The sequence below is a fragment of the Sphaerisporangium sp. B11E5 genome (assembly GCF_039871875.1).
Taxonomy (GTDB): Bacteria; Actinomycetota; Actinomycetes; order Streptosporangiales; family Streptosporangiaceae; genus Sphaerisporangium.
In genome coordinates, this window is record NZ_JBDPMD010000002.1 from 149105 (window position 1) to 175759 (window position 26655).

At 70.1% G+C, this 26655-nt stretch carries 25 protein-coding genes; 17 read left to right on the forward strand and 8 right to left on the reverse strand.

The window, feature by feature from the left end; all coding sequences use genetic code 11:
* Positions 1-59: 59 nt before the first annotated feature.
* The 5 genes from rpmG (at position 60) to ABGB17_RS02785 (ending at position 3631) form a co-directional block, all read left to right on the forward strand.
* Positions 60-224, forward strand: a complete 165-nt coding sequence (gene rpmG, locus ABGB17_RS02765; protein ID WP_114028158.1) for a 50S ribosomal protein L33 — start codon at positions 60-62, stop codon at positions 222-224.
* Positions 225-426: 202 nt separating this feature from the next.
* The gene (locus ABGB17_RS02770; RefSeq protein WP_347626091.1) at positions 427-876 is read left to right on the forward strand and encodes a MaoC family dehydratase N-terminal domain-containing protein; all 450 of its coding nucleotides are present in this window, start codon (positions 427-429) and stop codon (positions 874-876) included.
* A 3-nt stretch (positions 877-879) separates the two neighbouring features.
* On the forward strand, positions 880-1308 hold the full coding sequence (locus ABGB17_RS02775; RefSeq protein ID WP_347626092.1) for a MaoC family dehydratase: 429 nt from the start codon (positions 880-882) through the stop codon (positions 1306-1308).
* 39 nt (positions 1309-1347) lie between these two features.
* Positions 1348-2457 carry a glycosyltransferase family A protein gene (locus ABGB17_RS02780; protein ID WP_347626093.1) on the forward strand — a complete coding sequence of 370 codons (1110 nt, stop codon included), beginning with the start codon at positions 1348-1350 and terminating at the stop codon, positions 2455-2457.
* 49 nt (positions 2458-2506) lie between these two features.
* Positions 2507-3631, forward strand: a complete 1125-nt coding sequence (locus tag ABGB17_RS02785) for a UDP-N-acetylmuramate dehydrogenase (RefSeq protein ID WP_347626094.1) — start codon at positions 2507-2509, stop codon at positions 3629-3631.
* Here the strand turns inward: ABGB17_RS02785 and ABGB17_RS02790 are convergent.
* From ABGB17_RS02790 to ABGB17_RS02800, 3 genes are all read right to left on the reverse strand, one after another.
* A complete protein-coding gene (locus ABGB17_RS02790) occupies positions 3628-4194 on the reverse strand; it encodes a TMEM165/GDT1 family protein (protein WP_347626095.1) in 567 nt (188 codons plus the stop codon). The two genes, ABGB17_RS02785 and ABGB17_RS02790, sit on opposite strands and share 4 nt — an antisense overlap.
* Positions 4195-4429: 235 nt before the next feature.
* Positions 4430-7306 carry an AAA family ATPase gene (locus ABGB17_RS02795; protein WP_347626096.1) on the reverse strand — a complete coding sequence of 959 codons (2877 nt, stop codon included), beginning with the start codon at positions 7304-7306 and terminating at the stop codon, positions 4430-4432.
* Between the two features lie 290 nt (positions 7307-7596).
* Entirely contained in the window at positions 7597-7773 is a 177-nt protein-coding gene (locus ABGB17_RS02800) for a hypothetical protein (RefSeq protein WP_347626097.1), read from the reverse strand.
* Between the two features lie 249 nt (positions 7774-8022).
* Here ABGB17_RS02800 and deoC point away from each other — a divergent pair, with 249 nt between their 5' ends.
* The 7 genes from deoC (at position 8023) to ABGB17_RS02835 (ending at position 15822) form a co-directional block, all read left to right on the forward strand.
* Entirely contained in the window at positions 8023-8976 is a 954-nt protein-coding gene (deoC, locus tag ABGB17_RS02805; RefSeq protein ID WP_347626319.1) for a deoxyribose-phosphate aldolase, read from the forward strand.
* Positions 8977-8984: 8 nt separating this feature from the next.
* Positions 8985-10424: an aldehyde dehydrogenase family protein gene (locus ABGB17_RS02810; protein WP_347626098.1), complete on the forward strand. Its 1440-nt coding sequence runs from the start codon at positions 8985-8987 to the stop codon at positions 10422-10424.
* Positions 10425-10627: 203 nt separating this feature from the next.
* Positions 10628-11497, forward strand: a complete 870-nt coding sequence (locus ABGB17_RS02815; RefSeq protein ID WP_347626099.1) for an aldehyde dehydrogenase family protein — start codon at positions 10628-10630, stop codon at positions 11495-11497.
* A gap of 159 nt (positions 11498-11656) precedes the next feature.
* Entirely contained in the window at positions 11657-12382 is a 726-nt protein-coding gene (locus ABGB17_RS02820; RefSeq protein WP_347626100.1) for a hypothetical protein, read from the forward strand.
* Positions 12383-12593: 211 nt separating this feature from the next.
* The gene (locus tag ABGB17_RS02825; protein ID WP_347626101.1) at positions 12594-13505 is read left to right on the forward strand and encodes a TIR domain-containing protein; all 912 of its coding nucleotides are present in this window, start codon (positions 12594-12596) and stop codon (positions 13503-13505) included.
* Positions 13506-13535: 30 nt separating this feature from the next.
* Positions 13536-15170 (forward strand): hypothetical protein, encoded by a 1635-nt coding sequence (locus ABGB17_RS02830; RefSeq protein WP_347626102.1) that lies wholly within the window; start codon positions 13536-13538, stop codon positions 15168-15170.
* A 157-nt stretch (positions 15171-15327) separates the two neighbouring features.
* A complete protein-coding gene (locus ABGB17_RS02835; RefSeq protein ID WP_347626103.1) occupies positions 15328-15822 on the forward strand; it encodes a hypothetical protein in 495 nt (164 codons plus the stop codon).
* A 242-nt stretch (positions 15823-16064) separates the two neighbouring features.
* On the opposite strand, the gene ABGB17_RS02840 is transcribed toward ABGB17_RS02835, so the two are convergent.
* Positions 16065-16673, reverse strand: coding sequence for a TetR family transcriptional regulator (locus tag ABGB17_RS02840; protein ID WP_347626104.1), 609 nt, complete (start codon positions 16671-16673; stop codon positions 16065-16067).
* An 86-nt stretch (positions 16674-16759) separates the two neighbouring features.
* Between ABGB17_RS02840 and ABGB17_RS02845 the strand changes: the two genes are divergently transcribed.
* Together ABGB17_RS02845 and ABGB17_RS02850 are read left to right on the forward strand one after the other, a co-directional pair.
* Positions 16760-17734, forward strand: a complete 975-nt coding sequence (locus ABGB17_RS02845) for a hypothetical protein (RefSeq protein WP_347626105.1) — start codon at positions 16760-16762, stop codon at positions 17732-17734.
* 263 nt (positions 17735-17997) lie between these two features.
* The gene (locus tag ABGB17_RS02850; RefSeq protein WP_347626106.1) at positions 17998-19023 is read left to right on the forward strand and encodes a YbhN family protein; all 1026 of its coding nucleotides are present in this window, start codon (positions 17998-18000) and stop codon (positions 19021-19023) included.
* Here ABGB17_RS02850 and ABGB17_RS02855 read toward each other — a convergent pair.
* The gene (locus tag ABGB17_RS02855) at positions 18980-19570 is read right to left on the reverse strand and encodes a hypothetical protein (RefSeq protein WP_347626107.1); all 591 of its coding nucleotides are present in this window, start codon (positions 19568-19570) and stop codon (positions 18980-18982) included. The genes ABGB17_RS02850 and ABGB17_RS02855 overlap by 44 nt on opposite strands.
* Before the next feature lie 150 nt (positions 19571-19720).
* Here ABGB17_RS02855 and ABGB17_RS02860 point away from each other — a divergent pair, with 150 nt between their 5' ends.
* Entirely contained in the window at positions 19721-19918 is a 198-nt protein-coding gene (locus ABGB17_RS02860; RefSeq protein ID WP_347626108.1) for a PspC domain-containing protein, read from the forward strand.
* A gap of 45 nt (positions 19919-19963) precedes the next feature.
* Positions 19964-20620, forward strand: a complete 657-nt coding sequence (gene lipB, locus ABGB17_RS02865) for a lipoyl(octanoyl) transferase LipB (RefSeq protein ID WP_347626109.1) — start codon at positions 19964-19966, stop codon at positions 20618-20620.
* 58 nt (positions 20621-20678) lie between these two features.
* Here the strand turns inward: lipB and ABGB17_RS02870 are convergent, their stop codons facing one another.
* Together ABGB17_RS02870 and ABGB17_RS02875 are read right to left on the reverse strand one after the other, a co-directional pair.
* Positions 20679-22238: an amino acid permease gene (locus ABGB17_RS02870; RefSeq protein WP_347626110.1), complete on the reverse strand. Its 1560-nt coding sequence runs from the start codon at positions 22236-22238 to the stop codon at positions 20679-20681.
* A gap of 88 nt (positions 22239-22326) precedes the next feature.
* Entirely contained in the window at positions 22327-23244 is a 918-nt protein-coding gene (locus ABGB17_RS02875) for a phosphotransferase (protein ID WP_347626111.1), read from the reverse strand.
* Between the two features lie 72 nt (positions 23245-23316).
* On the opposite strand from ABGB17_RS02875, the gene ABGB17_RS02880 reads away from it, so the two are divergent.
* Positions 23317-25743, forward strand: a complete 2427-nt coding sequence (locus tag ABGB17_RS02880) for an FAD-dependent oxidoreductase (protein WP_347626112.1) — start codon at positions 23317-23319, stop codon at positions 25741-25743.
* A 23-nt stretch (positions 25744-25766) separates the two neighbouring features.
* Here ABGB17_RS02880 and ABGB17_RS02885 read toward each other — a convergent pair whose 3' ends face one another.
* Positions 25767-26654, reverse strand: a complete 888-nt coding sequence (locus tag ABGB17_RS02885; protein WP_347626113.1) for a sugar kinase — start codon at positions 26652-26654, stop codon at positions 25767-25769.
* Position 26655: the final 1 nt, after the last annotated feature.

Sequence of the window (26655 nt, forward strand, 5' to 3'; positions counted from 1 at the left end):
AGATGAGGCGACTCGGTGTGGGTTGTCCATGTGTCCCGAACGTAGAAAGGCACTCCCACGTGGCTGCCACAGACGTTAGGCCGAAGATCACGCTGGCCTGCCAGGAGTGCAAGCACCGCAACTACATCACGCGGAAGAACCGGCGTAACGACCCGGACCGGCTTGAGCTGAAGAAGTACTGCCCCAACTGCAAGTGCCACCGGCCGCACCGCGAGACCCGATAGTCTTCCGCGGTCCCCCCCGGCGGGGCGGCCTGGCGCCGCCCGGCACGACGTTCGTCACGCGCCCACCGGCGTTCTCCAGCGGAGACGCCGGTTCGACGCGTCCCTGCGATCAGTGGCGTGGTGCCGGGTGATCATAGGGCGAAGTCGTTCTGTTACCGTCGGCTCGTCGGGATTCGGAAGGGCTGCGAAAGGCACTGGCACGATGGCGTTGAACCGTGATTTCGTCGGGCGGACCTATCCGGCGCCCGGCTCCTACGAGGTCAGCCGGGTCAAGATCAAGGAGTTCGCGACCGCCATCGGCGACCGCGACCCCGCCTACCGCGACCCCGAGGCCGCGCGGGCGCTCGGCCACCCCGACGTGGTGGCCCCGCCGACGTTCCCCATCGTGTTCAGCCTCACCGGCGCCGGCGACATCCTCTCCGACCCCGGTCTCGGGCTCGACTTCAGCATGGTGGTGCACGGCGAGCAGCGTTTCGAGTACACCCGCCCCATCTACGCGGGCGACGAGCTGCTGTGCTCCTCCACCATCACCGAGATCCGCAGCGTCGGCCGCAACGAGTTCCTGACATTGCGCAGTGACGTGACGACCCTCGACGGCGAGCACGTCTGCACGACCTACAACACCCTTGTCGAGCGCGGAGGGGCGGCGTAACCGATGACCGCGACGGTGAAGTACGACGAAGTCGAGGTCGGTCTGGAGATCCCCGCGGTCGACTACCCGGTGAGCCGCGTGGACCTCGTGATGTACGCCGGGGCGTCCGGCGACTTCAACCCGATCCACTGGAACGAGCGCCACGCCAAGGCCGTCGGGCTGCCCGACGTCATCGCGCACGGCATGTACACCATGGCGCAGGGCGGGCGGTTCGTCACCGACTGGGTGGGGGACCCCGGGGCGGTGCTCGACTACGGTGTGCGTTTCTCCTCCATGGTGGTCGTGCCGGACGACGACCAGGGCGCGGTGATCACCGTGAGCGGGGTCGTGGAGGAGAAGCTCGACGACAACCGCGTGGTGATCGCGCTCACCGCCCGCTCCGGGGACGCCCGGGTGCTCTCCAAGGCACGGGCGACGGTACGGCTCGCCTGACCTGGAATGCTTCCGCCCCTGCTGGGTAATGGGGCGAACGTGACAGAGGCACCGAAGCATGTACAAGGACTCGCCGAACAGCGGGCGGCGGCGCGGGCCGATCACGACGACGCGATCGCCGATGTGCTGACGCGGCAGATAGAGGACGCCGGGTGGACGGTCAGGGACACCGGCGACGGCTACGAGCTGGCGCCGCGCCCGCCGTTCACGGTGTGGCCGGCGGTGTCGGCCGTCCAGGCCCACGACGGCACCGGCGACGACCGGGAGGACGGCGTCGAGCTGCGCACGCAGGCCCCCACCCGGGGCACGCGGCCGGAGGAGCGGGTCGCCGGCCGGACCGAGGAGCACGTCGGCACCGAGAGCATGATCGCCTCCCAGGTGTTGTGGGACTCGACCCTGGCCACCTCGCGGCTGGACGAGGCGATCACCGCGGCCGCGGAGGCGCAGCGGCACGACGAGGTGCCGGCGTCCGCGGTGACGGTGGCGCTGGTGGTGGACGGACACCCGTCCGACCTGCGCAAATGTGTCGACTCCCTCATCTCCTACACCCAGGACCGGATCATCGCGCTGGACCTCGGCGACATGGACGGCGCGGGCACCGTGCTGCACGAGCTGGCCGAGCGGCACCCCGGGCGCATCACGGCGTGGCACGTGGCCGAGACGCCGCACTGGCGCGGCGGCACGGCCGGGTGGGGCGCGGCACGCAACAAGCTCCTGGAGCTGGACACCGGCGAGGTGCACGTGGTGATGGAGACCTCCACGGTGCTGGACGGCGACGCGATCACCGCGCTGGTCGAGCTGCTCCGTGACGGCGTCGCCGCCGCCGGCTGGAAGGGCGTGAACCGCGAGGGCGACGAGTGGCGCGAGGCCGGCCCGGGCGAGGTGCGGGCCCTGCGCGGCAACCTGCTCGCGGTCCGCCGTGAGGCGGCGCTCAAGGCCGGCGGCTTCCCCGAGGAGGCCGACTACTACCGCCACGCCGACCTGGAGTTCTGCCTCCGGCTCCCCGGCAAGCTGGTCGCCGCCGAGAAGCACCTCCCCGTGCACCGCGAACGCCACCGCGCATACCACGAGGCCGACCCCGGGTACCGCGACCGCGAGACGTCCCGCACCGACGAACGGGTGAGACGCCTGCTGGCCTCCGAGGTTTAGGCTGGGCCCCGGGCGGGGCGGCCGCCGTGTTCGTGGCAGGGGAAGGTGCATGGCTGAACGGGAACGCGGGGTGCGGCTGGCGCCGTACACGACGCTGCGGGTGGGCGGGGAGGCACGTGCCTTCGTGACCGCGCGGGACGCCGGGGAGCTCGCCGCGCTGGTGGGTGAGGCGGACCGGGCGGGTGAGCCGGTGCTGGTGCTCGGCGGCGGGAGCAACCTGCTGATCTCGGACGAGGGGTTCGACGGGCTCGTCGTGAAGGTGGCCTCGCGGGGTGTGAGCGTCGCCGAGGTCGACGGGCGGGTGGAGGTGACCGCCGAGGCCGGGGAGGACTGGGACGCGCTGGTCCAGCGCGCCGTGGCCGAGGGGTGGTCCGGGGTGGAGTGCCTGTCCGGGATCCCCGGGCTGGTGGGGTCCACCCCCATCCAGAACGTCGGGGCGTACGGGCAGGAGGTGGCCCAGACGGTCACCGGGGTGCGGGTCTACGACCGCCGGGCCCGGGAGATCCGCGACCTCGGGCCCGCGGACTGCGGGTTCGCCTACCGGGACAGCGTGTTCAAGCGGGATCCCGCCCGGTACGTGGTGCTCGCGGTGACGTACTCGCTGGAGCGCGCGGACCTGTCCGGGCCGGTGGCCTACCAGGAGCTGGCCACCCGGCTCGGCGTGGAGCTCGGCGCACGTGCGGGGCTGCACGACGTGCGGGACGCGGTGATCGGGCTGCGCCGGGGCAAGGGCATGGTGCTCGACCCGGCCGACCCCGACACGTGCAGCGCCGGGTCGTTCTTCACCAACCCCGTGCTGAGCGCCGCCGAGGCCGCCGAGCTGGAGCGCCGCTCCCCGGGTTTCCCCCGCTGGGCGATGCCCGGGGACCACGTCAAGGTCCCCGCCGGGTGGCTGATCGAGCACGCCGGCTTCCCCAAGGGCTACCGGCGCGGCCCGGCCCGCATCTCCACCAAGCACACCCTGGCGCTGACCAACCCGGGGGGCCTCCACGTGACCGGTTTCCCCACCGATCCCGAGGCCCTGGTGTCCGGCGCTCCGCCCGTCCCTGACGCGGAGCCCGCCGCCACGGCCGCCGATCTGCTTGAGCTGGCCCGCGAGATCCGCCAGGGGGTCGAGGCCAAGTTCGGGGTGACGCTGGTCAACGAGCCGGTCCTCGCCGGGGTGACCCTCTAGACGAGCGCCTCGGCGAACAACACGAACGCGAAGACGACGAAGCAGGCCGCGGCGCCGTAGCGGATCGCCTTCTCCGGCAGGTGACGGCCGAGGAGACGGCCCACCATGATCGCCAGGGCGTCGGCGGCCACCATGCCGGCCGTGGAGCCGAGCCACGTGCCGAGCCAGCCGTGCTTGGTGGCGAGCGTGATGGTGGCGAGCATGGTCTTGTCGCCGAGTTCGGCGAGGAAGAACGCCACGGTGACCGCGACGAGGGCGTTGCGGGTGGTGCGCCGCGCCCTGCGGGACTCGTCCTCGCTCAGTTCGTCGCCGCGCAGTGTCCACAGCGCGAACACCAGGAACGCGATGCCCGCCGCGACGGAGATGGCGGTGTGGGGGAGCGCGTTGCCGATCAGCCCGCCGAGGCCCACGCTCAGCAGGTGGACCACGGTGGTCGCGATGGTGATGCCGGCCAGCACAGGCCAGGTCCTGAACCTGGTGGCGAAGGTCAGTGCCATCAACTGGCTCTTGTCGCCGAGCTCGGCGACGAAGATGACGGCGAGACTGATCCAGAACGCTTCCAACGGGGGTCGCCCTTCTCGTGCGCGACCGGGCCGGAAGCGGCACCCGGGGAGCTTGCCGGGCACACGGACCTCGGCCCGGCAGCATGTGCGTGCATGACTGCTGGGCCGAAGGTCTCGTCCGCCTCGGCGTGAGGCCCGCGTGACCGGGCCGGCGAACCGGCCAGTGTGTCGATCACGCGATTGGGACTACTCCCCTTCGGATTTCCCCCACACTCTAGCGGACCCCGTCAAATGGCTAGGTGAGCAGGGACGACCGGTGGGCCGCGGCCGCGGCCTCGCCCCGGGTGGCGACGCCCAGCTTGGCGAGGATGTTGGACACGTGCACGCTGACCGTCTTCACCGAGATGAACAGCTCCGCGGCGATCTCGCGGTTGGAGCGGCCGAGGGCCACCAGCCGCAGCACCTCGCGCTCGCGGGGGGTGAGCTCCGCGGCGAGGCCCGCGGCGGGGGTGCCTCCGGTCAGGGACGTGCCCACGCGGCGGCACAGGGCTTCGATCTCGCCGGTCAGGGGCCGGGCGCCGAGCGCGACGGCGAGGGGGTGGGCGGCGCGCAGCCGCTCGGCGGCGCCGTCCCTGTCGCCGGCGCGGGCCGCGGCGACGGCGGCCTGGAACAGCGAGCGGGCCCGGGGGAACGGCCGCCCGAGGTGGCGCCACACCTCCGCGGCGCCGTCGAAGTCGGCGAGGAACATCAGGCGGTACGCCTCGGCGACGGGCCCGCCGACCGTCATGCTGGCGGCCAGCTTCTCGGCCTTGTCCAGCACGGCCCGCGCCCGCTCCGGGTCGGCCGCGGCGGCGCTCTCGTACACCACGCGGCTCTGTGCCAGCGCCCGCCAGCCGAGCATGGGCTTGCTCGACCAGCCGAGCAGCGGCTGCCCGGACGGCGAGGCGGGCGACGACAGCAGCTCGTCGGCCACCGTGAGCGCCTCGAGCGGCGCGCCGCGCAGCAGGTGGTACTCGGCCTGGAGCCGGATGTCGGCCACTCTCTCCTGGGCGAAGCCCTTGTCCTCGGAGTGCGGCGTGCCGGTCTCGGCGAGGATCTGCCGCAGCAGGTCGGTCTCGCCCCGCCCCGCGGCGACGTCGCCGCGCACCCGCAGCAGGTGGCCGCGGATGCGCGGCACCGGGTCCATGGCGAGGGACTGGTCGACGATCTCGACGACCTCGTCCCAGCGGCCGAGCGCCTCCAGGGCCTCGGCCCTGTTGTTGGCGAGGAACGTGCCGGAGGTCCGGTAGCGGCCGTACGCGCGGGCCATCGCCTCGCCGCTCGCCGCCAGGGTCACGGCCTCCTCGGAGCGGCCGAGGTTGTTCAGGCCGTCGACGTTGTTGGCGACGGCACGCAGCACGATGCGGCCCGACGACAGCCGGGTGCCGATCTCGATGGCCCGCTCGTTGGTGCGCATCGCGGCCTCCAGGTCCCCGGCGAGGGAGTGGCCGAGCGCCAGGTTGGTGAGCAGCTCGGCCTCGCGGGGCTCGTCGCCGACGTCGCGGGCGATGCGCAGCGCCTCGGTGGTGAGCGAGCTGCCCTCGACGGTCTCGTTGACGAACATCAGGTAGGAGCCGAGCCGGGTGAGCACGTGGGCGCGGGCGGCGTTCGGCCGGGTGACCAGCCGCTCGGCGTACCGCAGGTCGTCCAGCGCGCCGGCCTTGCCCTTGTCGGACTTGAACTGGCTGCGGCGCACCATCAGCCGGGCCACGCGCTCGGGCTCGGCGTTCTCGTCCAGGTCGGCCAGCGCGGCCTTGACGAACTTCATGCCGATGTCGGGGTCGCCGGTGATGGCCGCGGCCTCCGCGGCCCGCTCCAGGACCGTGATGTGGCTCGCGCCGATGCGCTCGGCCGCGTCAGGCACGTGGTTCCACAGCGACAAGACCCGTTCCAGGAGCTGGATCTGCTCGGTGTAGGCGAAGGCGTTGGCGGCCTTGGCGGCGGCCTCCCAGGCGGAGATGAGCGCCCACAGGTGGTCGCGCGCGGCGTGCCAGTGGTGGGCGATCTCGATGGCGGCCCGGCCGGGCGGCACGAGGCTCCGGTCGCGGTCGATCTCCTCGGCGAAGCGGGCGTGCACGCGGTTGTGCTCGCCGGGCAGCAGCTCCTCGTGGACGGCCTCGCGGATCAGGGAGTGCCGGAAGACGTAGGCGCGGCCGTCGACCTGGATGACGTTGGCGGCGATGGCGGGCCGTAGCCAGTCCTCCACCTCGATGTCCGACATGTCGGTCACGGCGGCCAGAAGTGTGTGCCTGACCCGGTTCCCGCCGGCCGCCGCGACGCGCAGCAGGCGCTGGGTCTCCTCGGGCAGCCGCTCCACCGTGCCGATGATCAGGTCGTGCAGGGAGCCGGGGACGCTGCAGTCGACGCCGCTCTCGATCAGCGCTTCGACGAACAGCGGGATGCCCTCGCTGCGCTCGTGCACCTTGCGGACCAGCGCGGGCTCGGGCTCGTCGCCGAGGATGCCGGCCATCTGCTGGGCGACCTCGCCGCGGGACAACCGCGGCAGGTCGATGCGTACCACGCCGCTCACCCGGCCGAGCTCGGCCAGCACCGGGCGCAGCGGATGCTGGCGGTGCAGCTCGTCCGAACGGTACGTGATGATCATGAGCACCGGGGCGGCGCGCAGGTTGCGGCTGAGGAAGGCGATGAGGTCACGGGTGGAGCGGTCGGCCCAGTGGACGTCCTCGATGACGAGGATCACCGAGCGCTGCTCCGCCAGCCGTTCCAGCAGCGTGAGGAACTGCTCGAACAGTCGCGCCCTGCCGGTCTCGGTCTCCTTGTCCCCGCTCGGCTCGCCGAACTCGGGCAGCAGCCGCGCGAGGTCGCGGGCCGCGCCGTCGGGCAGCAACGCGGCGACCTCGGGCGCGCCCCTCTCGCGGACGAGCTGGCGCAGCGCCGCGGTGAACGGCGCGTAGGCGAGGCCCATGCTGGACAGCTCGACGCAGCCGCCCACCAGGATGTGCGCGCCGGCGTACCCGGCCTCCTCGGTGAAGCGGGTGACCAGGCGGGTCTTGCCGCCGCCGGCCTCCCCTCCGAGGAGCACGGCGGAGGCCGCCTGTTTGCGGGCCTGTTCGAACGCGTCGGCGAGGGTGTCGAGCTCCGCTTTCCGTCCGACGAAGACGGGACTCACCATCCGGCCCACCATGGGAGCAAGCATGTCATGTGCGATGAAGAGGTTCCTTGTATTTATCCCTGGCTAAAAGGTCATAAGGGCAGGGCCCGGCCGGGGGTGCCGGACACGCCGTCACGGGGGGTGTGACGCCCGGCCGGGAGGGAGGTTCCGGCCGGGCGTCGTGGCGTTCTGTCTCTGGTTCGCGCGGCCGGTCCGCGGGGCGCTCTCACGCCCGCGCGGCGGTTCCGTCCAGGGGGTGGCCCACCCGGCCCGGAGGTCCCGGGTCCACGAGCGGGCGGTACGGCGGGGGTTCACGACGTGCGCAGCTTGCCGAAGGCGGCCCGCAGCCCGCGGCCGGAGCGGGACTCCCCGGCGGACTCGGCGGCCTTGGCCTTGGTGGCCTGGCGCGCCCTGCGCTCGTCGGCGGCCTGCTTGTGCAGCTCGGCCACCTTGCTGGTGATCAGTTCGTAGTGCATTTCGGGAGCCATGTCGGCTTCTCCTTGGATGTCGTCCTTCTCTGACATCTCAAGGTTCGGTCTAAGGCCCGCCCCGCCACATCGGTCGGATGCCTTATCTCCCGGTACCCAGGGGTCCTAGGACCCCTAGGCGCCGCGTAAGCCGCCTTAGGCCCCCTCGGGACGCGCGGCTCCCGGCGGGAACACATCGGTGACATCGCAGGTCAGCGGTACCGGTTTGGAACTATCAGGCAGGTCGGCGATGCTGGTGAGGTGTCAACACTGACGACTTCGCTCACGGAGGTCGCGTCGTCGGACGCGACCCTGCGGGCATTCCTCCACGGACTGCCCGGCGTGGACCGTGTCGGCGCCGATCAGCGCGCCGCCACGCTGGGCACCCGTTCCATCAAGACCACCGCCAAGGCCAAGGCCATCGACCTTGCCGTCTCCATGGTCGACCTGACCACCCTGGAGGGCGCCGACACCCCCGGCAAGGTGCGCGCCATGTGCGCCAAGGCCGTACGTCCCGACCCCGCCGACGCCTCCGTCCCCAAGGTCGCCGCCGTCTGCGTCTACCCCGACCTCGTGCCGCACGCCGTCGAGGCGCTGCGCGGCTCCGGCGTGCGGGTGGCCAGCGTGGCCACCGGCTTCCCCAGCGGCCGCACGTCCCTCGGCGTCAAGGTGGACGACACCGCGCTGGCGGTCGCGGCCGGCGCCGACGAGATCGACATGGTGATCGACCGCGGCGCGTTCCTCGCGGGCGACTACCGCAAGGTCCACGAGGAGATCGTCGCGGTGAAGGCCGCGTGCGCACGCGAGGGCGGCGAGGACGCCCACCTGAAGGTGATCCTGGAGACCGGTGAGCTCGCCACCTACGACAACGTGCGCCGCGCCTCGTGGCTCGCCATGATCGCCGGGGCGGACTTCATCAAGACCTCCACCGGCAAGGTGTCCCCGGCGGCCACCCTGCCCGTGACGCTGGTGATGCTGGAGGCGGTGCGCGACTTCCGCGACCGCACGGGCCGCATGGTCGGGGTGAAGCCCGCGGGCGGCATCCGCACCACCAAGGACGCGATCAAGAACCTCGTGCTGGTCAACGAGACCGCCGGGCCCGACTGGCTGACCCCCGAGTGGTTCCGCCTCGGCGCGTCCAGCCTGCTGAACGATCTGCTGATGCAGCGTCAGAAGCTGGCCAGCGGGCACTACGCCGGCCCCGACTACTTCACTTTGGACTGAGGCCGCCGATGTCCGACATATTTGAGTACGCACCTGCGCCCGAGTCACGGGACGTCGTCGACATCCGGCCGTCCTACGGGCTGTTCGTGAACGGCGAGTGGATCGACTCGCTCGGCGACGAGCGCCACAAGACCGTCAACCCGGCCACCGAGGAGGCCCTGGCCGAGTTCGCTTACGCCACGCCCGCCGACGTCGACCGCGCCGTCGACGCCGCGCGCAAGGCGTACGACTCGGTGTGGGGCCGGATGCCCGGCCGCGAACGCGCCAAGTACCTGTTCCGCATCGCGCGGATCATCCAGGAGCGGGCCCGCGAGCTGGCGGTGCTGGAGTCGCTGGACAACGGCAAGCCGATCCGTGAGTCCCGGGACGTCGACCTGCCGCTGGTGGCCGCCCACTTCTTCTACTACGCCGGGTGGGCCGACAAGCTGCGGCACGCCGGGTTCGGCGGCGACCCGAGGCCGCTCGGGGTGGCCGCGCAGATCATCCCGTGGAACTTCCCGCTGCTCATGCTGGCGTGGAAAATCGCCCCCGCGCTGGCCTGCGGCAACACCGTCGTCCTCAAGCCGGCCGAGACCACCCCGCTGACCGCGCTGGCGTTCGCCGAGATCTGCCGCCAGGCCGACCTGCCGCCCGGCGTGGTCAACATCGTGACCGGCGCGGGGGAGACCGGCCAGGCGCTGGCCGGGCACCAGGGCGTGGACAAGGTGGCGTTCACCGGCTCCACCGAGGTGGGCCGCCAGATCGCCAGGTCGGTGGCGGGCACCCGCAAGAAGCTCACGCTGGAGCTCGGCGGCAAGGCCGCCAACATCGTGTTCGACGACGCCGCGCTGGACCAGGCCGTCGAGGGCATCGTGAACGGCATCTTCTTCAACCAGGGCCACGTGTGCTGCGCGGGCTCGCGCCTGCTGGTGCAGGAGTCGGTGCAGGAGGAGCTGCTCGGCGCCCTCAAACGGCGGCTGACCACCCTGCGGCTCGGCGACCCGCTGGACAAGAACACCGACATCGGCGCGATCAACTCGGCCGCACAGCTCGACCGCATCCGCGCGCTCAGCGAGGCGGGGGAGGCGGAGGGCGCCGAGCGGTGGTCGCCGCCGTGCCCCCTGCCGGACAAGGGCTTCTGGTTCCCGCCCACGCTGTTCACCGGGGTCGCGCAGTCCCACCGCATCGCGCGCGAGGAGATCTTCGGGCCGGTGCTCTCGGTGCTGACGTTCCGCACACCGGCCGAGGCCGTGGAGAAGGCCAACAACACGCCGTACGGCCTGTCCGCGGGTGTGTGGACCGAGAAGGGCTCACGCATCCTGTGGATGGCCGACCGGCTGCGCGCCGGGGTGGTCTGGGCGAACACCTTCAACCGGTTCGACCCCACGTCGCCGTTCGGTGGCTACAAGGAGTCCGGCTACGGCCGTGAGGGCGGCCGCCATGGACTGGAGGCGTATCTCGATGTCTGACGTGAGCCGGCATTGCGAGCACCGCCAGGGGCCCCGGCGTTCCCGGCGGTCGCGGGCCGCGCGCGGGCGGTCCTGGCTGAGGGCCGGGCGCACGGTGGCGGGGTCGCGCCGCGGGTGGTTCGCGCACCGCGGCGGGGTGAGCCGGTGCCGTCAGGTCGCCGAGCCCGCCCGGCTGTCCTCGGAGGAGACGACCTGGAGAGGCGATGACTGAGCCCGGCCGCCTGGCCGTACGCAAGACGTACAAGCTGTACATCGGCGGGGCGTTCCCGCGTTCGGAGAGCGGAAGGTCCTACGTCGTGACCTCCTCCAAGGGCGACTTCCTGGCCAACGCCGCACGGGCGTCGCGCAAGGACGCGCGTGACGCGGTGGTGGCGGCCCGCAAGGCGTTCCCCGGCTGGTCCGGCGCCACGGCGTACAACCGCGGGCAGATCCTCTACCGCGTCGCCGAGATGCTGGAGGGCCGCCGCGCGCAGTTCGCCGCCGAGGTGGCCGACGCCGACGGCGTGTCCGTCAAACGGGCCGGCGAGCTGGTGGACGCGGCGGTGGACCGGCTGGTCTGGTACGCGGGCTGGTCGGACAAGATCGGCGTGGTGCGCGGCGCGGCCAACCCGGTCGCCGGCCCCTACTTCAACCTGTCCACCCCCGAGCCCACCGGCGTCGTCGCGGTCGTCGCGCCGCCGGAGGGCCCGCTGCTCGGCCTGATCTCGGTGATCGCGCCAGTGATCGTGACCGGCAACACCTGCGTGGTGGTGGCCTCCGAGCGTGCACCACTGCCCGCGATCACCCTCGGCGAGGTCCTGGCCACGTCCGACCTGCCCGGCGGCGTCGTCAACCTGCTCACCGGCCGCGCCGCCGAACTGGCCCCGTGGCTGGCGTCCCACATGGACGTCAACGCCATCGACCTCACCGGCTGCGACGAGGACCTGGCCGTGGCGTGCGAGCGCGACGCGGCGGAGAACCTCAAACGGGTCCTGCGCCCGGCGGGCAAGACCGACTGGCTCGCCGACCCCGGCCTGGAACGCATGACGGCCTTCCTCGAGACGAAGACCGTCTGGCACCCCATCGGCATCTGACCCGCGCCCCCGGTCCCGTCCGCCCCGCGGACGGGACCGGCTGCTACACCGGTTCCACCACCCGCCCGGTAGCCACGCCGTCTCCTGTCGTGAACCTCCCAGCACCCATTACAGTCCGATCTGGAAGACTTGGGAGCCGGGATACAGGCGGGGAGTGGTGTGCTGTTACACAGGGCGAGGCGCAGCAAATGGTGGCCGAAGCTGAGTGGCACCGCCCGTCTGATCGCTTCAGCCGGTGTGGGGGCGGTGACGGGCCTGTTGGTTCATGGAGTGACCTTGGTCAACGGCAGGAATCTCTTTCTCATCACAGGCGGCATCGCCGGTGTGGTCACTGCGGTCGTGCTGCGGATGTATCGTCGCAGCGGCCGACTCACCGAGGTCAGGGTCACCGTCCCCCAGGTGAGCGAGCTGACTTTCCTGGTCAACGATGACAGCAGGCAGGCGGCCTGGAAGTTCTTCGTCGAAACGGTCTCACGGATATCGACTCAGCCTCTTCGCGACGACGAAGGCCTGATCCGTGAGGCCATGAATTCCCTGTACGCGCTCTTCCAGAACACCCGCGAAACCCTGAAGGGCAGCCGGCCCTCCCAGTACGTCCCGGGCGGGCAGAGCGTCGAGCATCTGGCGATCCACATGCTGAATGCGGAGTTGAGGCCGTTCCTCAGCCGCTGGCATCCCCGACTGCGCGACTACGAGCAGAACCATCCCGGAAGCCGGGAAGCGGACTGGCCGGACAACGACGAGTGCCGGGCCGATCTCCGCCGCCTGCAACGCAGTATGTACGATTACGCCGTAGGTTTCGCCAGGCTGGCTGGCGTACGCGACGCGCAGGCGATGATCAATATCGAAGGTCGGCGTGAGTCAGGTAACGGCATTTCCAATTGACCGTAACCTTACGCTAATCGCTCCGAATTCACCTCTGTCTGATTCATCCCATTTATGTCGATCGCCCCTTGCTGGGGAGAATGTAGCTATATTGAGCCGCTCTCAGGCATTTCGACATTTTGGTTGAGCTCGACCAGGATCTAAACAATCATTGGGTCATGTTCCCACTCCGGCCCCCCGTGTGCGCACGTTGGCCCAACGTCTTAAATCGATGCTGACCCGGCGCTACCAGAACCGAACTTGGTTCGTGCGTACACATCGCCCACCGGTCCTCGCGGACGACGCGGCACGTCAGAGTTCCACGCGCTATCAGATATTCATAAGCTACAGCAATGAGTGTGCTGGAATCTGTGACGATGTGCGGCGAATTCTGGAAGATCGAATGGGGTTCGCCGGCGAGGTTTTCATCGATCGGCACCGTATTCCTGGGGGCACCAAATGGCTGGCAGAGATCGAAGACGCTCTTGATCAGGCACAGTACGTCTTGTTGCTGGCGACAGAAGAGGCGGTGCGGAGGCCCGAATGGGTCAAGAGGGAGCTGGCGGCCGCGCAAGCTCGCGAGACACTCGCCGACCCCGAAAAACAGTTGAAGATCATTCCGATTGAGTTCGACGAAGGAGCAAGCACCGTACTTCTCGGAGACAACTCCCGGCAGCGCATCAAGGCCATGCGAGACGGCGACTCGTGCGCCGACCCTGAAAAACTGGAGCAACACCTAAGGGCCGCTCTTCTTCACCGAAGCCCGCGTCTCGCAAGAGCTTTGATCAATCTCGAGGAACATCGTAAGGACGCTCAGGCCTGGGTGGACGACAACCTGCCGTCCCCCTCTTTCTGGGAGAACATCTGGGACGGCTTCATCTCGGGAGCACAGGCGGTCGCCATCGTCGCTCCTGGCGGGCGGGGTAAAACTGTGATTGCCGCCCACTACGTGGATCGCGTGCTCAGGCGGCAGAAGACCTATCCGGTCGTGGTGCGGCCAGAAGTCTTGGACCAGGGCATCGATGCCTTCGCGCACCACCTTGGGGCCCTGGACGCCGCAGACTTTCCCGGCCACATGACCGCCCTGCAGAACGACTTCGGTATACGGGTGTTCTTCATCGTCGACGGACTCGATCAAGCGTAGCTCGCTACAGATCCGGACCACTCGCGCACCGTGGATATGCTGTTACACCTCTCCGTCGCAGGCCGGCTGGTGCTCACCTGCCGCAACGACGTCTGGGATTCGGCCTACAAGGAGCGCCTCCCGTTCGCGGTGCGCGAGGTGGAGGAACTGGACAGCGGCATGGTGTCGCATCTGCTGCCCGACGCCTCCGAGAACAAGCTGCTACGGACACCCTTCTTCCTCGACTTCGCCATCCGGCGGCGCGAGAAGTGGGGGATCATTCCACGGACCGACATCAGCTTTCTCATGCGGCTGTTCCGCGACGCGGAAAGCGAAGGCGGAGCACTTCCTGATTCCGCAGGTCCTCGCAAACGGGCGATCATTCAGGCTCTCGCGGAACTGCAGCTGAATGAACTGAACTACGAGATAACTCGGCGCGCCGTGGAGACCAGGGCACACTTGCCTGTTCAGATTTTCCAGCACGCCGTTAAGAAACTGAAGGATGAGCGTCTCGTGCTGGAGCGAGCACCCGACAGTCTGCTGAGCGACTTCAGAGAGCCGACGCTACGCCTGGCCCACGACATGCTCGACTGTTTCTCCATGGCCCGCGTCGTCTACGACTCCGAGGACCGGCACACGTCGGCGATGTCTGTGTGTCGTAGGTCGGAACGCGAGTGCGGATGGTCCATCTTGTCGATGCTGATACGTCTGGCCCACCATCATCGCGATGAAGACCTGCTCAGGACGATTTTCGGCGAGTTTCTCAGGATCCTGGACCGCAAAAGGTTCAACGACATCTACATGGCACAGACGTGGGCGGTCACCTACGTACTGCGTGAGCAACTTCCTATCCTGCTTCCGCTGGTCATCGAGGCACTGCGTGGCACTCCCGTGCCCAACCTGCGTCCCGGCGCCGAGGACATGGCGGGAAGCAGGATCGGCAAGGACGCTCAATTGACGCAGGACGCGGCCAGCAGCGTGGCTTCCGCCTTCCTTGGCTTGGAGAACGGGGGCGACGTCGCCGATGCCCCCCACGTAGTGCCCGTTCTGACGGAAGGACTGGCGAAGTGGGAGTTGAAGGGCAGATTCATCGACGCATTGGCCCGATACAACACTCGTGAGGTGCAGACAGCTCTCGTGGACTTCGGTAACAAGGTGCTCGACACCCGCGAAGATCTGCCGTGTCTGCGGTACGTCGCACGGGGCCTCAACCGGTTCGAAGCTGATCGCTCCACGATCATGTTGCTGGAACGCGTAGCCCAAGATCCCGAGATCGACCCTGTGACGAGAAGACGTGCCCATGAGGTCCTACGCCGTCATGATGGCCGTTCCGTACCCGATCGGACCGAACGCGAAATCGTGTACGGCCTTGCGATAAAGGCGAACAGGGCCGCACGTCCGACTGGGACGTCGTGCGGGAGTACGCCGCCTTCGTCCAAGACGAGATGTCTAGAAGACGTATGCGCGACCTTCCTGGATTTGGACTGGAAGTGTGTCATGCACTCATCGCGTCGTTCCAACATCAAATGGTTTATGTGGGGTCGCCTGTCGCTGCCGCTCTCGGCTGCTTTGATGAACCCATGGCTCGTGTGCTCTGCTAGACCAGTTGACCAAGGACATCCTTCCCGCGGAGATCAGGGATGCGTGCCTGGACGCGCTCCGGCGGCAAATGGAACGAAAGTCTGACGCCTGGCAGCGCCAGCAATGCCGGCTACTTCTCCTCCAGACCGCCAGGATCGCTCGGTCTCGGGGGGCGGAGCCCGTTGCTGGCGAACTCACACGGCTCGCCTGCACCGGCCAGGAGCGAGACGGGTGGTTCGTCGACTCAGGAGCGCTGGAGGTCATGCCGCCTTGGCCTTTGGATGGCGCCCTTTCACTTCGTACGCGAATCGATGACGTCCCGATAGACGCCGGGATCAGTGCAACTCTCCGTGATCTGGGCAACCTCGAGATGGGCCGGAACCTCGAGCAGAAGTTCCGCTTCGTCGATCTCGAGTACACACCTGACAACTCGCTGAACATCAGCTTGGCCCCGACGACCTGGAGTGAATCCAGGAGTTTTCACATCGCACTCGAGCGCGATCCGCTCCGTCTGAGCCGGGGACGGGACGGCGCCTGGATAGAACCGGTGCCATTGGGAGGAACGGTTCTCCCCGGCATCGCCGTCGTGCATGGCATCGTTCTCACCTCTGACGCTCAGGTGCTTTTCGCCCAGCGAAACCCGAAAGTCGGCTATGCGCCGCTCCATTGGTCGGCGAGCTTCGAGGAACAGCTTCAGTCCGCTGCACGTCACGTCGCGGCTGCGATGCGCGCTCCTGTCTCGCTGGTTGACGGCTAACCCCACCTAGTCGTACGCAGGTGCGCAGTTCACCCTTGGGGCTTTGCCACGTTGCTGCCCTCCGGTCGCCTGTGGATTTCCTGTCCCTGGCCACCTGGCTTGGCCTCCTATAGCGACCCACCTGTCCTCCGCCCTGCGTGTCCTCCCGAGAACCGACCCGCCCCGAGACCTGTCCGCGTTCCTGTCCGCCCACCTCACCCCCGTCCCTGGTGCCGGTTGTGGCCCGCGGGTGGGTGGTGGGGTTAGGGGAGGTCCAGAGGGGCGGTCAGGTAGCGCTGGACGGCGGGAGCGGCGGCTTTGATCACGGTTTCCTTGGGGAGGAGGGCGAGGGCTTCCACCTTCAGGATGTATCTGACCATGGCCAGGCCGATGAGGCTGGAGCCGGCCAGGATGGCGCGGGTTTCGGCGTGGTCGGCGGCCAGGGTCTTGGCTATGGGGCGGAGGACCTCCTCGGTGAGGAAGGTTCGCACGAGGGTGGCGGCGGCTTCTGAGGCTGCCGCGGCGTGGAGGATGGCGTGGAGGCGGGGGGCGGTTTCCGGGTCCTCCCACAGGGTGAGGTAGCGGTGGACCAGGCGTTCGCCCAGGTGGTCGGGGTCGCCTGGGACGACCTCTGAGAGGCGGCGGAGGGGGACGCCTCGGGTGCGGACGGCGGCGTCGAACAGGCCGTCCTTGGTGCCGAAGAAGTGGATGACCAGGGCGGGGTCCACTCCGGCTTCGCGGGCCACTCCTCGGACGGTGGTGGTCGTGTAGCCCTTCTGGGTGAAGGACTCCATGGCGGCGTCCAGGATGGCCTCCCGGGTCTGTGACGTGCCGGGACGGCGGCCGCTGCCTCTGGTGGGGTGCTCGGTCATGGATCTCCCTCCGGAAGACCTCTATTCAACCACGGTGAATTCATCTATGTTGAACTCAACACTGATGAAGTCAACGGGTGATGAAAATGCGAAAGATCATCGGCGCCGTGTTCGGAGCCACCGTCCTCGGGATGCTGTTCGTCGCGTCCTTCCTCGGCGCGCTGCACGCCCCGGAACCCCACCACGTCCCCGTCGGGGTCGTCGGGCCGCAGGCGGTCGCGGACCGGCTGGGTGCCGCCCTGTCCAAGGCCCGGCCCGGGGCCATCGACCTCACCGCTTATCCCACGGCCGCGGCGGCACGCGCCGCCCTCCTCGGCCGCGACGTGGACGGCGTCATCGACCCGGCCGCCGCCAAGCTGACGGTCGCGAGCGCCGCCGGCCGCACCGCCGCGGCGGTCCTGACCACCGTCTTCCAGAACGTCGCCAAGGCCCAGGGCGCCACCCTCACCGTCGAGGACGCCGTCCCGCTCCCGCCCGGCGACTCCGGTGGCATCGCCGGCATGTTCTACGCCCTCGCCCTGGTGCTCCCGGGCATCGGCCTCGCCGTCCTCCTCTCCCAGGTGGCGCCGGCCCTCGGCGCGCCGGCCCGCGCGGGTGTGCTGCTCCTCGGCGCCGTCACCGCCGCCCTGGGCAACGCCTGGCTGGCGGACACCGTGCTCGGGGCCCTTCCCGGCGCGTTCACGGCGCTGGTCCTGTCCTCCGCCGTCCTCGTCCTCACCGTCGCGCTCGTGGTCGCGGGCCTCCTCCGCCTGGTGGGCCCCGCGGGTGCGGGTCTGGCCGCGCTGCTGTTCATCCCCATCGGCCTCCCGGCCGGCGGCGGCCCGCTCGGCGCCGACTTCGTGCCCGAGTGGTACGCGGCCGTCGGCAAGGTCCTCCCCGTGGGCCCGGGCGGCGAACTCATCCGCAACGTCGTCCACTTCGACGGCGCCGCCCTGGCCGCCCCGCTCACCGTCCTCGGCTGCTGGGCTCTCGCGGGCGTGCTCCTGCTCCTCGTCCCGGCCCGCCGTCCCCGCCCGGCGGCGGCACGCGGCTCCGAGCCCGTCGTGGCCGTCGGTGCCTAGCCCCGTTTTCCGCACATCGCCCTCGACGACCTGCACGGATCACTCGCCGCACCCGGATATCACAGAACACCTGACCAGGGACATTCGGGTTCGTGCGGAAAACAGGCCTAGCACGACGCGACTCGCCCTTTCCCCGCGTGCCTCCCAGGTCACGCGGGGAAAGTTGCGGGAAACCGGAAGTCTTGTCCCCGCAAAATGGTTGGAACCGGGCAGTACTTCAGGTGGCTCGGGGACGTCATGCTCCTCAGGTGGAGGAGGTGACGATGTCGGGTCAGGACGTGGCGGTGGCTGAGCCCGCCGATCCCCCCGATCTGGCGCGGCCGGTACGCGGGTACGGGCGCGTGCTGGCGAAGGTCGCGGCGTTCGGCGCGGTCGTCTGCGCGGTGGTGCTCCTCCGGGACAAGCTGCCCGCGCCGGCAGAGGTCTGGGAACTGGTCACCGGGGCGAACCCGCTCTGGCTGGCCGCCGCCGTGGCGGCCGAGGCCGCGTCGATGCGGGCGTTCGCGACGCTGCTGCGGCATCTGCTGGTCGTGGGCGGCACCCACCTGAGCCTGCCGCGGGCGATGGCGGTCACGTACGCGCGCAACGCGGTGTCCAGTTCGCTGCCGGGCGGGCAGATCCTCAGCGTCGCCTACACGACGCGGCAGTTCCGGCGGCTGGGGGCGCCGCCGGCGGTGATCGCGGCGACGCTCGTGCTGACCTCGGTGTTCTCCACCATGACGTTCCTGGCGCTCGGGGTCGTCGCCCTGCTCGCCGAGCCCGCCACCCGTCCCACCGCGATGTGGGTGTTCGCGGGCGCCGGTTCCGTGCTGGCGCTCGGGGTGGTGTTCCTGCCGGAGCGTCACCACCGGCCGTCCGAGCACGGCCCCCGGCTCACCGCCATGCTCGACGCGGTCCGCGCCGCCCGGTCCGCCCTCACGCTGACCCGGCGCGACCGCCTCGTGCTCCCCGCGCTGGCCCTGCTCAACTGGCTGCTCGACATCGCGTGTCTCGCCGCCGTGTGCGCCGCCACCGGGGTCTCGGTGGGGGCGCACACGGTGCTGCTCGGCTACGTGGCCGCCAAGGCCGCGGGGGTGCTCGCGTTGCTGCCGGGCGGGCTCGGGGTCACCGAGATCGGCATGGCGGCGACGTTCGCGGGCGCGGGGCTCGCGTTGCCCGCGGCGGCGGCCGTGGTGGCGATCTACCGGCTCATCTCGTACTGGGCCGTGCTGATCGTCGGCTGGGGCGCCTGGCTGGTGCTGAACGTCAGCGGGCCTGCAGAGCGTCGAGAGCCACGGCCATCGCGATGACGAGGCGCCGGTCCAGCCGCGGGTCGTTGATGTCCACGGCGTAGCGGTCGCGCAGGCCCCACTGACGGTCCACCGAGAAGCCGATCTGCGCCCCCACCCCGAAGTCGAAGTGGTACGGCAGCCACGACAGCGAGTCCACGAAGCGGCGCAGGACGGCGACCACCATGTTCCGCTCCTGCCCGGTGAAGGTCGGCAGGCCCGGCTGCTGGAGGTGCCAGGTGGAACGCAGCAACGACGCGCCGAACTCCTTGCGGAAGAACCCGATCGGCTGCCCGGTGCCGTCCACGACGTCGTACCCGCTGCCGAGGTCCAGCACCTTGCGGGCCTTGAAGCCCGCCAGCACGTACTGCCGCGACTCGTCGGTGTACAGCGTCACCTGCTCCTTGAACGCCATCCGCTTCTGCTCGGCGAAGGCGACCATCGGCCCCTCGGTGTCGTCGGGATTCACCAGATGCACCACATAGCGGTTCACCATCATGGTGATCTTCTGACGGACGAGCAGGCGCCGTTGCGCCTGCAGGGTGTGCAGGTCCACTTTGCTCTCCATGGTCAGGGGATTGCCACCCTAAAGGGTGCCCGGTCACGCGGCGTGGCGGCCCCGCCGGGGGCGCGGCAAAGACGAATGCCCCCGCCGGAACGGGGCAGTGGCAACGATCGTTGGGAGTAATGACAGACGAGAGGAGACGGGGGAAAGATCATGTACCGATCACGAGAACACAAGATCATCGCGGGTGTCTGTGGGGGCCTCGCCGAGAAGTGGCACATGCCGCCGACCCTGGTCCGGCTGATCTTCATTCTCTCCTGCATCCTGCCCGGTCCCCAGATCATCATCTACCTGGTCATGTGGATGATGATCCCCAAGGCCCCCGCCGGTGCGTCGTACGGCCGTTACTGAGCGCCCGGCGGCGGTCATCGATTCGTCGGACGTATCCTCGGAGACGTGACCGAACGAAACCTCCGCGCCCGCCCGCTGGCCCTCATCCAGGACGACCTGGTGGACTACGAGGCGGCCATGGAGCGCATGGCGGAGCTGGTCGGGGCCCGGCAGCGCGATGAGATACCCGACACGTTGTGGCTGCTCAGCCACCCCCAGGTGTACACGATCGGCAAGCGCACCCTCGAGGAGCACCTGCCTGATCCCTCGCACGGCATCCCCGTGGTCCCCACCGGCCGGGGCGGTCAGCTCACCTACCACGGTCCCGGCCAGCTCGTCGGCTACATGATCGTCAAGCTCCGTGCCGACGAGGGTGTGGTCGACTACGTGCGCGAGGTGGAGCTGCGCATGGTGGAGTCCCTCGGCAAGCTCGGCCTCTCCGCCGAGCGCCGCGAGACCCCGCCGGGGTCGGAGCTGCTCACCGGCGTGTGGACCACCGGCAGCTCCCGCAAGATCGTCTCGATCGGCATGCGGGCGTCCCGCGGCGTCACCAGCCACGGCTTCGCCCTCAACGTGGACGGCGACCTCACGCCGTGGGGCTTCGCGGTGGCGTGCGGCATGCCGGAGGTCGACATGACCTCCCTGGCCCGCGAGCTCCCGCAGCCGCCCGGCTTCGACGAGGTCCGCCGGGCCGTCGCCGAGGCCTTCGAGGCCACGGCCTGACGCCGGCGGCGAGCAAGGAACCGCGGCTCCGGACGTCCGGAGCCGCGGCCCGAGCCGGTCAGAGAACCGGTTCCGCCTTGTCGGCGGGCACCTCGTCGATGTTGCGGCGCGGCCCGGTGAACCAGTGCCGGGCCGACAACGTCCACCACAGCCCGATGCCGATCAGCACGGCGCCCACCGCGATCGGCGCGTAGTTCACCGACGTCCAGGTGAAGTCAGGGTTGCCCGGCACCCCGGCGGGCGAGATCGGCAGGATGAAGTAGATCGAGATGATCACGATCTCGACCACCGCGATCCAGCCGAGCACCTTGTACTTGCCCCCGAGCGTCCACGGGCCGGGCCGGAACGCGTCGCCCATCCGCAGCCGCAGCCAGATCGGGATGAGGAACGCCAGGTAGAGCCCGATCACCGCGATCGACACCACCGCGAGGAACGCGACCGGCGTGGCGCTCCCGGGAGGGGCGTACAGCGCGGGCAGGGTGATCAGCAGGGCCACGGCGCAGCCCGCGATGATCGCGTTGACCGGCGTGCGGTTCCTGTCGACCTTCGACCACAGCCGCCACCCGGGCACCGCGCCATCCCGCGAGAAGGCGTACGTCATGCGGGACATCGAGGTGACGCAGCTCATGCCGCAGAAGAACTGCCCGATGGTCGAGATGCCGAAGATCACCGTGGCGAGCCCCGGCGTCAGCGACGAGGTGAAGATCGCGCCGACGAAGCCGAACTCCTTGTTCACCGCGTCCACGTCGGTCGCGGCGAACAGGAACGCCAGCAGCAGGATCCAGCCGCCGATCGCCGAGTAGAAGATCGACCGCCACAGGCCCTTGGCCGCGCTGGTCGCCGCGCCGTGCGTCTCCTCCGACACGTGGGCGCACGCGTCGAACCCGGTGATCGTGTACTGCGTGAGCAGGAAGCCGAGCGGCAGCACGTACAGCCAGAACGTGGCACCGGACGCGCCGTCACCGAACCCGGAGTTGTTGAAGGTCTCGAACAGGAAGCCGACGCTCTGGTGCTGGGCGGGCCCGAAGATCAGGATGAGCACCACGACGGCCGCGCCGAACACGTGCCACCACACCGAGACGTTCTGCAGGATCGAGATCAGCCGGTGGCTGAAGATGTTGATCAGCGCGTGCAGGACCAGCACCACCGCGAACAGCACGAACGTCTGCTTGAGCGCGTCGCCCTGCGCCCACGAGTCGCTGAACCGGCCGATCGTGATGTTGAGGAACGTCGCGCAGCCGTAGTCCACCGACGCGGTCACCGCGATCAGGCCGATGAGGTTGAGCCACCCGGTGAACCACCCGTGGACGGGACGGCCGAGCTTGGCCGCCCACCAGTAGATGCCGCCCGCGGTGGGATACGCCGAGACCAGCTCCGACATGCAGAAGCCGATGATGAGGATGAACGCCGAGATCAGCGGCCAGCCGACCGAGATGGCCAGGGGGCCGCCGTTGTTCCACGCCTGGCCGAACGTCGTGAAGCAGCCGGCCAGGATCGAGATGATCGAGAAGGAGATCGCGAAGTTGGAGAAGCCGCTCCAGGTACGAGAGAGCTCCTGTTTGTACCCGAGTTCGGCGAGGCGTTGGGCGTCGTCGTCGAGGGAAGACTGCTGAGCCATCAGCTCTCCTTGGATGCACGGTGTGTGCGGGTGGTGCTGGTGTGACGGAGAAGGGGACGGTTGGGGATGGTTCGCCGGTGCGGGGAGGTCACCCGCTCCGCACGCGGTCGATGAGGGCGCCGAACCCGGGGTCGGACAGGTCGCGCACGGCCTGCGCGAACTTGTCGGCGGCCTCGGCGTCGTAGTCGAACTCCGCCGCGGCCGCCTGCTCGGCGAGCAGGCCGTGGTGGACGCTGAACCAGAGCGTCCACGTCAGGTTGGACATGATCAGGTACAGCCGGACCCGGGCGGCCGGCCGTTCGTCGCCGTAGTAGGCGCGGGTCAGGCGCGCCACCATGTCCGGGTCGTAGTCCGCCTCGGCGGCGATGTCCCCGAGCTCGAACGCCGGGTCGTTGTTCCCGGAGAGCTGGTAGTCGACGATGCGGACCGCCGTGCCGTCGAAGATGAAGTTCTCCGGCAGCAGGTCGTTGTGGCACGGCACGGACGCCGGCCGGTGGACGGCGAGGGCCGCCTCGATCTCGGCCACCGGCGGCAGCCAGTCCTCGTACCCCGGGGGGATCTTCAGCCCGTGGGCGCGGCAGATCGCCAGCAGCTCCTCCTGCTTGCGGAAGATCGAGAAGTCGGAGGCGAACGCCGGCCCGGCGTGCAGGCGGCGGCAGGCCGCGGCGATGCCCTCGGCCATGGCGGGGTCGCGCACGGCCGCGGCGTCCAGCGTGGTGCCCTCGATGTACTCCAGCAGCACGGCCCCTGGCAGCCGCAGCAGCACGTCCGCGCCGACCCCCGTGCCGGCGGCGCGGACCGTGTTGACGATCTCCAGATCGAGCGGGATGCCGAGCCCGGCGGCGGACACGCGGGGGTCGAGCACCCGCAGCAGCCAGCGGTCGCCCGCCTCCGTCTCGACGCGGACGATGTGGTGGCTCAGTCCGCCCTTGATCTGGGTATGGGACACCGGCCGGCCGGCCCAGGCAGCTACCAGCTCCAGGGCAGGGCCGAGCACATCTGGCACGCCGCGCCTCCTTTGGTCTACCTTCAGACCAATGATCCGATTTTCCGGGTGGGTTGTTACAGGGGAGTAGAGATGGTGCAACTTCCTGCCGAGGCACGGGCCGTGGTGATCGGCGGCGGCGTCGCCGGGTGCAGCGTCGCGTACCACCTGGCCCGGCTCGGCTGGACCGACGTCGTGCTGCTGGAACGGCACGACCTGACCGAGGGCACGACATGGCACTCGGCCGGTTTCGTCGGTCAGCTCCGCTCCACCGTCACCCAGACCCGCATGATCATGTACTCAGCGGGTTTGTACCCCGAACTGGCCGAGCTGACCGGCCTGGATCCAGGCTGGCACGGAGTGGGCGGCCTCCGCCTCGCCACCACCCCGGAACGGCACGAGGAACTGCTGCGGCAGGCGGGCGCCGCCGAGACGTACGGCCTCGACATGGAACTGCTGTCCGGGCCCGCCGCGCGGGACATGCTGCCGCTGCTGGAGATCGCCGACGTGCGGTCGGCGTTGTGGCTGCCCGGGGACGGCTGGCTCGACCCGGCCGGGCTGGTGCGGGCCCTCGCGGCAGGGGCGGAGAAGCTCGGCGTGCGAATCGTCACCGGGGCCGAGGTCACCGGGGTGGAGGTCCGCGACGGGCGGGTCACCGGGGTGCGGGCGGGGGAGGAGTTCGTGCGCACCGGCACCGTGGTGAACGCCGCGGGCGCGGCGGCCGGCCGGGTGGGGCGGCTCGCCGGGGTGGACGTGCCCATCGTGCCGATCAAGCACCAGTACGTCGTGACGCCGCCGTTCGACGTGCCGGCGTCCACGCCGACCGTGCGGGACCCGGACAACATCGTGTACTTCCGGGAGGAGGGCGGCGGCATCCTGGTGGGCGGGTACATCCGCACGCCGGAGGTGTGGGACACCGCCGCGCCGCTGACCGACCCGCGCACCCTGTTCGCGCCCGACATGGCGAAGTTCGGCGAGTCGTGGGAGTCCGCCCGGCGGCGGGTGCCCGCGCTGGCCGGGGTCGTCCCCGGCGGGGAGCGGCCCGAGGCGTTCGCCAAGGTCGTGCACGGGCCCGAGGCGTTCACCCCGGACGGCGAGTTCCTGCTGGGGGAGACCTCGGTGGCCGGGCTCTGGGTCGCGGCGGGGTTCTGCGTGCACGGCCTCGCGGCGGCCGGGGGCGTGGGCAAGGTCATGGCCGAGTGGATCGTCGACGGCGCCCCCGAGTACGACGTGTTCGGCATGGACATCCGCCGCTTCGGCGCCCACGCCCGCGGCGCCCGCTGGGCCAGGGCCAAGGCCGTCGACTCCTACAGCAAGTACTACGACATCGTGTATCCCGGCGAGGAACGCACCGCCGCCCGCCCGCTGCGCCGCTCACCCGCCTGGCCCCGCCACCGCGAGCTCGGCGCCGAGTTCGGCGAGAAGGCGGGCTGGGAGCGGGTCAACTGGTTCGATCTGCCCGGCGACGGTTCCCCTGGGAGCGCCCTCGACGGTGACGGCGAGCGGTTCCGTCCCGCCGGGTGGGCGGGGAAACACTGGTCGCCCGCCGTGCGCGCCGAGTGCCTCGCCACCCGGGACGCCGCCGGCCTGTTCGACCAGACGTCGTTCGCCAAGCTGGAGGTCACCGGCCTCGCCGCACTCCAGCACCTGTGCGCGGGTGACCTCGACCGCCCCGTGGGCACGGTCGTCTACACCCAGATGCTCAACGAACGCGGCGGCATCGAGGCCGACGTCACCGTCACGCGCCTCGGCCCTGACCGTTTCCGCGTCGTCACCGGCACGGCGTTCGGCGTGCACGACGCCGCCTGGCTGCGCCGCCACGGCCTCGACGTCCGCGACGTCACCTCCGCGTACGCGTGCTACTGCCTGTGGGGCCCGAAGGCGCTTGCCATCCTGTCGGAGCTCACCGCGGACGACCTCACCTTCGGCTACATGCGTGCCCGCGAGATCACCGTCGGGTACGTCCCCGTGCTGGCGCAGCGCGTCACCTTCGCCGGCGAGTTCGGCTGGGAGCTGTACTGCCCCTCCGAGTACGGCCTCACCCTCTGGGACACCCTCATGGAGGCCGGCACCCCCCACGGCATGCGCCCCGCCGGCTACCGCGCCCTCGACTCGCTGCGCCTGGAGAAGGGCTACCGCGTCTGGGGCCTCGACATCACCCCCGAGACCACCCCGCGCGAAGCCGGCCTGTCCTTCGCCGTCTCCGCGAACAAGGACTTCCTCGGCTGCCAGGCCCTCACCCCGCCGGCCGAGACCCTCCACTGCCTGGTCCTGGACGACCCCCGCCGGATCTGCCTCGGCGGCGAACCCGTCCGCCTGAACGGCCGCTCCGCCTCCCGCGTCACCAGCGGCGGCTACGGCCACCGCGTCGACCGCTCCATCGCGTACGCCTACCTGCCGGTTACCGCGGACGGCCACGTCGAGGTGGGGGTCAACGGCACCTGGACCTCCGCCACGATCGCCGAGGGCCCGCTCTACGATCCCGCCCACTCCCGGGTGCGGCACCTGCCCGCCACCTGAGGGGCGGCGGCGGCCCGGCGGTCTCAGAAGGTCAGCGGCGGCAGCTCGGCGCGGGTGGGCAGTCCCTGCCAGTTGCTCTGGCTGGCCACGGTGAAGGCGGCCAGGGCGCAGCCGCGGCGGAGGCGGTCGGTGGGGTGGAGCTCTTCCAGCACGCCGCTGAGGTAGCCGGCGACGAAGGCGCCGCCGGCGCCCGCGGGGTCGGCGACCGTCACGGGGGCGGCCTGGGCGTCGTAACGCATGCCGTTGACGGTGGAGCTGGCGCCCTTGCCGCCGCGGGTGACGACCAGCTCACGGACCGTTCCAATGGCCGGCTCGATGAGCTGCAACTCGTCCTGGTTCGCGAAAAGCACGTCGGCGCCGGTCGCGAGCTCGTTGAGGGCCTCGACGGCCTCCTGGCGGTCCACCCAGAGCTGCGGACGGTAGTTCACGTCCACGGACACGGCGAGGCCGGCGTCCCGCGCCAGCTTCACCGCGTGGTGGGCGGCGCTCCACGCGGTGCCGCTGAGCGCGGGCGTGATGCCGGTGACGTGCAGGATCTTGGCGGACTGCACGGCGCGCGCGGGCACGTCGCCGGGGCCGAGTCGCGACCCCGCCGACCCGCCGCGGTAGTGCACGACGTGCCCCGCCCTGCCGATGCGGCGTTGCCTCATGGCGAGCCCGGTCGAGGCGCCGGGATCGGTCTGCACGTGGGAGGTGTCGATGCCCTCCCCGCGCAGCACGGTGACGATCCGGGCGCCGAGCTCGTCCGCGCCGACCCGGCCGAGCCAGGTCGCCGCGTGACCCAGCCGGGCGAGCCCGACGGCGGTGGTGAGCTCCGGGCCGCCGATGTCGAGGCGAACCTCCATGTCGTGGCGGATGCGCTCGGCGGTGATGATGCCGAGAGCCTCTCCGAGTGTGAACACGTCGGTCATG